This is a genomic window from Microbispora amethystogenes, from assembly GCF_016863015.1.
Classification (GTDB): domain Bacteria; phylum Actinomycetota; class Actinomycetes; order Streptosporangiales; family Streptosporangiaceae; genus Microbispora; species Microbispora amethystogenes.
In genome coordinates, this window is record NZ_BOOB01000111.1 from 1 (window position 1) to 2,006 (window position 2,006).

General features: G+C 68.8%; 1 protein-coding gene. It reads right to left on the bottom strand.

All coding sequences use genetic code 11. The features are described from left to right. A partial coding sequence (locus Mam01_RS35890) for a carbohydrate-binding protein (RefSeq protein ID WP_239101879.1) occupies positions 1–2,006 on the bottom strand: 2,006 nt, incomplete at both ends.

The following is a 2,006-nucleotide window of genomic DNA, read 5'->3' on the forward strand; positions in this document are numbered from 1 at the left end:
CCCTTCAGCGAACTTGTCCCCCCCGCGGGCGGGGTCGGCGACGCCGACGGCGAAGCCGACGGAGAAGCGGACGGCGACACCGACGGGGACGGGGACGGGCTCGGGGAGGTGGAGGTGCCGGTGTCGAAGGTGAAGGCGTCCAGGTCGAACAGGTAGCCCTGCCCGGTCGCGCCGCGGAACACCAGATACAGGGTGGTCGTCCCGGCCGGTGCGCCGCTGAGGTTCGCTGAGACGTCGGCGAAGGTCTCCCAGCCGCCGGTGGCCGCCACGTTCACCGTGCCGAGCAGGGTGCCGGTCGCCGACCCCGCCCGCACCTCCAGCCGGCCGCCGACCCCGCCGGAGGACACCCGCGCGGTGATCCGGGTGGCGTTGGCGAGGTTGTAGGGGGTGAAGGAGATCCAGTCGCCGTCGTCGGTGTAGCCGACGGTCTTGCCGCCCTCGGCGGTGGTGTGGTCGGCGGTCTGCACGCCCTGCTGGGCGCCGAAGTGCTCGGCCTGGCGGTGCCGCGGCTGCAACGTGCGGACGATGGTGGTGGTCAGGCCGCCCTTGTCGGTGTAGGACGCCTGCAGCACCCCGTAGATGTTGGCCGCCGAGTCGTGCTCACCATCCACCGGCACCGCGATCGACCCCGAACACCCATTCTTGGAGGTGATCTGGTGGGCGTGGCTGTCATGCCCGAGGAAGTAGGTGACCGACACCTGCGAGCAGTCGATCGTCCCGTCCTCGGGGTCGGACACATTCACCTGGAAGGGCACCGTGTCACCGAAGGAGAACAACTGCCCCTCCACCGGCGAGGTGAACGCCACCGACGGCGCGGTGTTACCCACGTTCACCGTCACACTCGCCGTCCCGGTCAACCCCTGCGGGTCACGCACCGTCAACGTCGCCGTGTACGTCCCGTTCGTGGAGTAGGTCTTGGACGGGTTGGCCGAGGTGGAGGTGGTCCCGTCCCCGAACGCCCACGAATAACTCAGCGCCCCACCCTCCGGATCGGAACTCCCGGCGGAGGAGAAGTTCACCGTCAGCGGCGCCGCGCCGGAGGTCTTGTCCGCCGATGCTTTGGCGATGGGGTTGCGGTTGGCCTTGCCGATGTACTCGATCCGGTACAGCGCCTGGTTGTTGGATCCGGTGCCGTAGTCCAGGACATACAGCGCGCCATCGGGGCCGAACGCCATGTCCATGACCTGCGTGCCCGACCAGGGGAACGCGCTGATCTCGCCGTACCCGCCATCCGAGCGGACCTCGATCGCCTTGATCCACTTGCGGCCGTACTCCCCGGCGAAGAACCGCCCGTCCAGCGCCTGGGGGAACTTCACCGAGGAGTTCAGGTTCGGGTCATACCGGTAGACCGGGCCGCCCATCGGCGACTCAGACCCGCCGCCGAACTCCGGCGGCGATCCGGCGTCCCCGCCGTAGCGGATCCAGGCCGGCTTGGCCGCCGGGAGCGTGGACAGCCCGGTGTTGCGGAAGGAGTTGTTGGTCGGCCCGCCCGCGCAGTTGTACTTCGCCCCCGTGCTGTTGGTCGCGAAGTTCCACTCGTTGTAGGTCTCGCTGCTGCTGTTGGACCCGGTGCAGTACGGCCACCCCATGTTCCCCGCGCTGGTGATGCGGTTGAACTCCACCTGCCCCTGCGGCCCGCGGTTGGAGTTGGTCGACCCCGCGTCCGGCCCGTAGTCACCCAGGTAGACCACCCCGGTGGCCTTGTCCACACTCATCCGGAACGGGTTGCGCAACCCCATCGCATAAATCTCCGGCCGGGTCTTGGCCGTCCCGGGCGGGAACAGGTTCCCGCTCGGGATCGTGTACGACCCGTCCGGCTGCGGTTTGATCCGCAGCAGCTTGCCCCGCAGGTCGTTGGTGTTGGCCGCGGTGCGCTGCACGTCGTACTGCGGGTTGCGGTCCGTGCGCTCGTCCAGCGGCGAGTACCCGCCCGACTCGAACGGGTTGCTGTCATCACCCGTGGTCAGATACAGGTTCCCCGCCGCGTCGAAGTCGATGTCACCCCC